We start from the raw sequence: 5,984 nt of genomic DNA on the forward strand, positions 1-5,984 counted from the left end.
GCTATTTTCGCATAGATTGTTGTTTTTCGTATAAGATCATCAACCCGTATAACTAAATGCTTCGTGGCATCTTTTCGTAAGAACATTTGCGAAAATTGCCTAGAAACTTAAGTATTTGCCTCTTATTAGGGTCCAAAAGCAACAAAGTTTACGAAAAGAGCCTTAATAAAAGGGGCGGGAGAAAATATGTTTAACTTGATTAAAAATGAATTGAATAAAATAGACATTGAAAAGGAAATTATGAATTCTAATGTGGAGTATAATTTAATTGCGTTTGATAAAGAATTTCTTGAGGAAGATGATATTTTAAAAGAACATAAGGAAGATGAGGAATTAGCTGTTGAGAGATACTTAGTAAAAAAAGGGGATGAGTATATAGGTATTCTTGATTATGGAATGTCTAGCCCTCGTCTTCAAAAACCTTGGTTAAGTTTACTTGTTATACATAAAAAATATCAAGGTTTAGGATATGCAAAAAAACTATATATGACATATGAAAAATTAATGAGAGATAAAAAAGTAAAATGTATTCAAATAGCAGTTCATTCTACAAACGAAAAAGCATTAAATTTTTGGACCTCACTAGGTTTTATTAAATTTAATGAGAGAACATACAAAGGTAAGGTATTCTTCAGTTTTGAAAAGGAATTAAGTTGAAATTCCCAATAAAAATGGTAGCCCTTATTCAACTATCCATTGCAAGAGTTGTAGATCAAGCAGTCATTGTGGCAGCTTTTCTTCTTGCACTAAAGGGGAGTTGAACAATCGTCATTAGCTTTTTTCCACAATCGGGCCATTTAATGGAATTAGGAAAATGATAAAACCAAACCCAGCTTGAAGCCGGGCCATTTGTATCATTAGTGTCATTTTAATTATGTGTATATGTGTAGTAGGGTGTCAAATTACAATTTTAAATGTCAATCAGCTGTTTCATTTTCAACAATTTGTTTAAATGTTCTCCGATAATCCCTAAATTCCGAACTTCCCTTTTCCGTCAATGTATATCTTATTCTTTCAAGTATTGGTCTGTTATCTCTTCAGATTGACAACTTTGCTCTAAGGTGGAGACTCTTTTTTTGGGAGCCTTTTTGGATGATTGGAGGAGTTTTTTTTATACTCTCTGCAATTGAGTTCAAGAAGGTAAACATATTATCTTAAATAACATTCCTGTGGATTTGGGTGGTGTTATTCGAGAGCAATTTTGAAGTATGAATTGTGCTCTTCCTTATTTTATTGGGCAGGATTTCTGTACAAGGACATATTTTGTGGAAATACAGTGATGGAGTTTTTTCCTTTCAATGCTGTAACAAAAAAAGACAGGAATTTGTTTATCTTGCCCATAACCTGTTAAAATTAAAATATATACTACAAATGAAACACATAATGGAAACCCGTAGGATTGCCGAAGGAGAAATATGAAGGTGATTGGGGTGAAGAACGATGAAGAAGCTGTCAAGGTTGCGTAGACGGGTTCGAGAATGGCTTAGAAAGAGGAAAGAACGGAAAGAAGAAAAGGCACTCCCGAGTTTTGGAAACCGTTTGATTAATGACCAGCAGGAACAATTGGAAAAGCCAAAAAAAATTTTATCAAAATGAAAAACAACCGAGGAATAATGACAAGGTGCGATTCTTCCATAACGGAGGATCGCTTTTTCTTATAGGCTCTTTGACAGGGTTCTTACTGTAGACCGCAAAGTATTTTATGTACAAGGGAAAAAAATGCTCCTTATAAAATCCGCGAAATGTCGGCGAAATTCCTGTGAAAAGAGAGTAAGTTCATTTGAAACCTCGTTATACATTAAGAATACCATCTTTTTTATCATATTACAGAAAGAATAGCGTTTTTTTCGTTTTGGGGATAATGATGGGTAATCGGCGAGACCCCTTTAAGAAAATATGCAGTCAATTTCTCATAAGGGCCCTACGCAAAACGCGGATATCGCATTTATTGCGTGATATTTCTCCATTGCTACACTGACCACCTTTTCCAAGGAATGAAACTTTCGAAAAAGGATTATAACAGTAGAGAGCTATAAACCGCTAAGGAAAGAGGAATTAATTATATGGACACATTGAAACGTTTTTTTCAGGAAGAAGGAGTAAAAAAGGTACTAGCCTTAATTTTGTTGGTGATCCTTTTGTTGAGTGTCCGAGGATTGCTCAATCTGTTCTTATTGACGTTTATCTTTTCGTATTTGTTGAACAGTGTACAAAAGTTTCTTTATCGAACCCTTTCAAACATCATGCCGATTAGGGAGAAAGTCATAACGGTGGGAATGTATATCATCATAGTGTTTTCCATCGTTTTTGGATTGGCGACCTACATCAATCGTTCCGCAAAAGAATTAATGGGAATCTCCCACAAACTTATTACGTTTAATATTGATAAATATACCGATCAATTGAATCCTCGGGTCGAATCCTTTTTAAAAGGATTAAATATCGAAGCGTATACGAAAGATACGTTGACATCCATTTTTTACGCCATCCCACATGTGAGTGAAGTGAGTATACAAGTGGTCATGGCTTTCCTATTGAGCTTTCTCTTGTTACTCGGGAAAAAGGAAATTAAGCATTTTTGTAGCAAATTGGAAACCAGTAATGTGAGTTTTCTCTATTCGTACTACAAATACTTGGGTATCAATTTTGCCAATACCTTTGGAAAAATGCTTCAAATACAAATCTTAATATCTTTTATCAATGCGGTGTTGTCCACCATTACTCTTGCAATCTTAGGGTTCCAACAGGTGATTGGTTTAGGGTTTATGATGTTTCTGTTCGGTCTCATTCCCGTGGTGGGAGCTATTATTTCGTTTATTCCGCTTGCAATTATCGGGTTCACTCTAGGGGGAGTTCCGAAGGTTTTTGCCGTCGTGGTGATGATTTTGTTTCTTCACGCTATGGAGAGTTATGTACTCAATCCGCGATTAATGGCACACGAAACCAAGCTTCCCATCTTTCTTGCTTTTTTAACCCTTATTATTTCGGAGTATTTCTTGGGGATTTGGGGGATGTTGTTGGGGATACCACTACTGATGTTCCTATTAGACCTTTTTCATATCCAAACACATGAAGAGTAGATAGGGAGAGTAGCCACCAATCTACTTCTTTTTTTTGCGTGCCCAGTTAGCAGTTAATTGCTATTTGACGTTTCCTACATTTGGGTCATGTCATTTATGTTACTATAACTTATCAGAATTGTTTAAATGATATTTTCCCCCATAGTGGCCCTTCATTCCTCGAATCGTATCTGTACCCCTAGGAAGTTTCGATCATTCAACCCACTGATAAAGCGAAAACCTAAGGGCATACTAAGATTATATTTAAAGTGGGAGGATATAAATTTGAGTACGAAAGAGAATGAATTATCTATCTTCGCCTTAGGCGGCTTGAATGAAATCGGGAAAAATATGTATGTAATCGAATATTCAAACGATATCGTGATTATCGATTGTGGCAATAAATTTCCAGATGAAAGTTTATTAGGAATTGATTTGATTATTCCTGATATAGCTTACTTAGTAGAAAATAAAGATAAAGTTAGGGCTTTAATTGTCACACATGGACATGAAGATCATATCGGGGGGATCCCGTTCTTCTTAAAAAAATTGAATGTACCCGTTTATGCCACACGCTTCACATTAGGATTAATTGAAATCAAATTAAAAGAACATAAACTTCTAAGAGAAAGCGATCTTGTTGAAATCAACTCAAACTCAAACTTGAAAATCGGAGAAATGAGTGTAAGCTTTTTCAAAGTGACCCATAGTATTCCTGATTGCTTGGGAATGGTCTTTCACACACCAGAGGGCAATATAGTACATACGGGGGACTTCAAGTTCGATTTAACCCCAGCGAATAATGAGCATTCGGATATTCATAAAATGGCTGAAATCGGCAATGAAGGGGTCTTGCTTCTATTGTCTGAGAGTACCAATGCAGAACGTCCTGGTTTGACTCCATCGGAACAAATGGTAGGTGAACATGTAGAAGCAACTTTCATGAAAGCCGAACGCAAAGTTATTTTTTCTACCTTTGCTTCAAATATTAGCCGCGTTCAACAAGTCGTGAATGTAGCGCAAAAAACAAATCGAAAACTTGCGTTGCTTGGACGAAGTATGGTAAAGGTCATAGCGGTTGCTATGGAACGTGGTTATTTAACAGTTCCTGATGGAATGTTAATTCACCCACATGAAATCAATGAAATGGCTCCTGAAAAGGTGGTTATTTTATGCACGGGGAGTCAAGGAGAACCAATGGCTGCTCTTGCCCGCCTATCCACTGGAAACTTTCGTGGTGTCGACATTTTACCTGAAGATATGGTTATCATTGCAGCAGGTTTAATACCCGGGAATGAACGAAATGTCACGAGTATCGTCGACAACTTTTTTGCACTTGGAGCCAACGTGATTTATGGATCAGGAAGTACATCCGGAATGCATGTTTCTGGCCATGGTTATCAAGAAGATTTAAAACTAATGCTTACATTAATGAAACCCAAATATTTTATCCCCATTCACGGTGAATTTAGAATGCTACACCATCATCGTTTGTTAGCTGAATCTGTTGGAGTAGAGCAAGGAAACACGTTTATCATCAGGAATGGCGATGTCGTCGATATTGAACATACCATTGCCCGGCAGACTCGGAAAATACCGGTTGGGAATACTTACGTAGACGGGGGGGATGTCGGTAATGTTGGGGAAATTGTGTTACGAGACCGTAAACAGCTTTCAGAGGATGGAATGCTCATGATTGTTTTAACTATGAGCAAAGCGGAAGGAAAACTGATTTCTGAACCCGATACCTTTTCTCGTGGATTTGTAGATAGAGATTTCTCGGAACTCCGAAGAGACGTTAATCGACTTACTACAAAAACTGTTAACGAGCTACTAGAAGCAAATAGGAACTCATGGAATGTAATGAAAAAACAAATAAAAAAATCAATACGACAATATGTATATACATATACCAAGAAAAAGCCAATGATTGTTCCTATACTTATTGAAATTTAATAGGGGGGAAGTTTTTTTAAAAATGAATTAACCGCCTACCTAAAAATTATCGGTTTGATGATATTGGCATTGCATTAGAACCGAACCCACATAATACCCAACCGAATGAACAGAAAGTTATGGGGACCTTCTAGAAGCCGGTCAATAAGAAATCAGGACAGGGAAAACAATCCTTGTCCTGACTCGACTCTAAGATGGGCTTCACATAAATGCTATTTTTTATGATTTATAGTGCTATCTGGTCTTTCTCGAGGGGTAAAATTAATGATGAAATACCCAATAATTAGAATTAAAATAATTAACGCATAAAATAAGGAATTGACCGGATGTTCATGATCGACAATTATGATTCGTACCATTGCCGTTATACCAATATAGATGAAATATCGAATCGGGAAATGGTATTCTTCCTTAAAGTATTTTACTATCATTGAAATAAACTCAAAATATAAAAAGAAAATTAGGATATTGGCCAGGAAAAGTTTAAAGTCATTATTACCGCCTTCTAGCAAAATCTGAATGAAGATAATTATTTCCTTAATAAGTAAAACAGATAAAATAATTCCTAATAATACAAGGGACATATTCAAAAATAATTGAAGAACCTTTGGAATCCAGTACAAAAGTGTATTAAAGTCGTTTTTTTCCTTAAACATAGATATCTACCTCTCATTTAAACATACAACTTGCCTTTTTGACCTATTCGGTTACCGTTATCTCCTTTCATGATTCTCTTTCTCATCCAAAAAACAAAAACGCACCCTAAAAATGAGTGCGTCACTGACAAATAAAAAGTAAACTCTTATCTATCAAGGTATCATCACCCGCAGGAATTAGCACAGTGTCTTGTCAGACCTGTTGCTGAGGTTTCTTAGGGCCAGTCCCTCCACCTCTCTGGATAAGAAATATTTTTTATAAATTTAACAACTGATAAGTCAAACGTCAAGACAATTCTGCATAATTTAACAC

5 protein-coding genes and 1 riboswitch are annotated in these 5,984 nt (G+C 36.0%); of the genes, 4 read left to right on the forward strand and 1 reads right to left on the reverse strand.

Annotated features, from left to right (window positions below; translation table 11 throughout):
* Positions 1-186: 186 nt before the first annotated feature.
* The 4 genes from BIV60_RS27325 (at position 187) to BIV60_RS27335 (ending at position 5,015) form a co-directional block, all read left to right on the forward strand.
* Positions 187-657, forward strand: coding sequence for a GNAT family N-acetyltransferase (locus BIV60_RS27325; RefSeq protein WP_071358810.1), 471 nt, complete (start codon positions 187-189; stop codon positions 655-657).
* Between the two features lie 783 nt (positions 658-1,440).
* Entirely contained in the window at positions 1,441-1,596 is a 156-nt protein-coding gene (locus tag BIV60_RS29980) for a hypothetical protein (RefSeq protein ID WP_177177413.1), read from the forward strand.
* A 467-nt stretch (positions 1,597-2,063) separates the two neighbouring features.
* On the forward strand, positions 2,064-3,080 hold the full coding sequence (locus BIV60_RS27330; protein ID WP_071358811.1) for an AI-2E family transporter: 1,017 nt from the start codon (positions 2,064-2,066) through the stop codon (positions 3,078-3,080).
* 264 nt (positions 3,081-3,344) lie between these two features.
* Positions 3,345-5,015 carry a ribonuclease J gene (locus tag BIV60_RS27335; RefSeq protein WP_071358812.1) on the forward strand — a complete coding sequence of 557 codons (1,671 nt, stop codon included), beginning with the start codon at positions 3,345-3,347 and terminating at the stop codon, positions 5,013-5,015.
* Between the two features lie 212 nt (positions 5,016-5,227).
* Here the strand turns inward: BIV60_RS27335 and psiE are convergent, their stop codons facing one another.
* Positions 5,228-5,671 (reverse strand): phosphate-starvation-inducible protein PsiE, encoded by a 444-nt coding sequence (gene psiE, locus BIV60_RS27340; protein WP_071358813.1) that lies wholly within the window; start codon positions 5,669-5,671, stop codon positions 5,228-5,230.
* 143 nt (positions 5,672-5,814) lie between these two features.
* Positions 5,815-5,920: riboswitch (SAM riboswitch) on the reverse strand.
* Positions 5,921-5,984: the final 64 nt, after the last annotated feature.

It is taken from the genome of Bacillus sp. MUM 116 (assembly GCF_001866655.1).
Taxonomy (GTDB): Bacteria; Bacillota; Bacilli; order Bacillales; family Cytobacillaceae; genus Neobacillus.

Coding starts and splice junctions, on each gene's coding strand:
- BIV60_RS27325 (WP_071358810.1), top strand. CDS start 187: ATGTTTAACTTGATTAAAAATGAATTGAATAAAATAGACATTGAAAAG.
- BIV60_RS29980 (WP_177177413.1), top strand. CDS start 1,441: ATGAAGAAGCTGTCAAGGTTGCGTAGACGGGTTCGAGAATGGCTTAGA.
- BIV60_RS27330 (WP_071358811.1), top strand. CDS start 2,064: ATGGACACATTGAAACGTTTTTTTCAGGAAGAAGGAGTAAAAAAGGTA.
- psiE (WP_071358813.1), bottom strand. CDS start 5,671: ATGTTTAAGGAAAAAAACGACTTTAATACACTTTTGTACTGGATTCCA.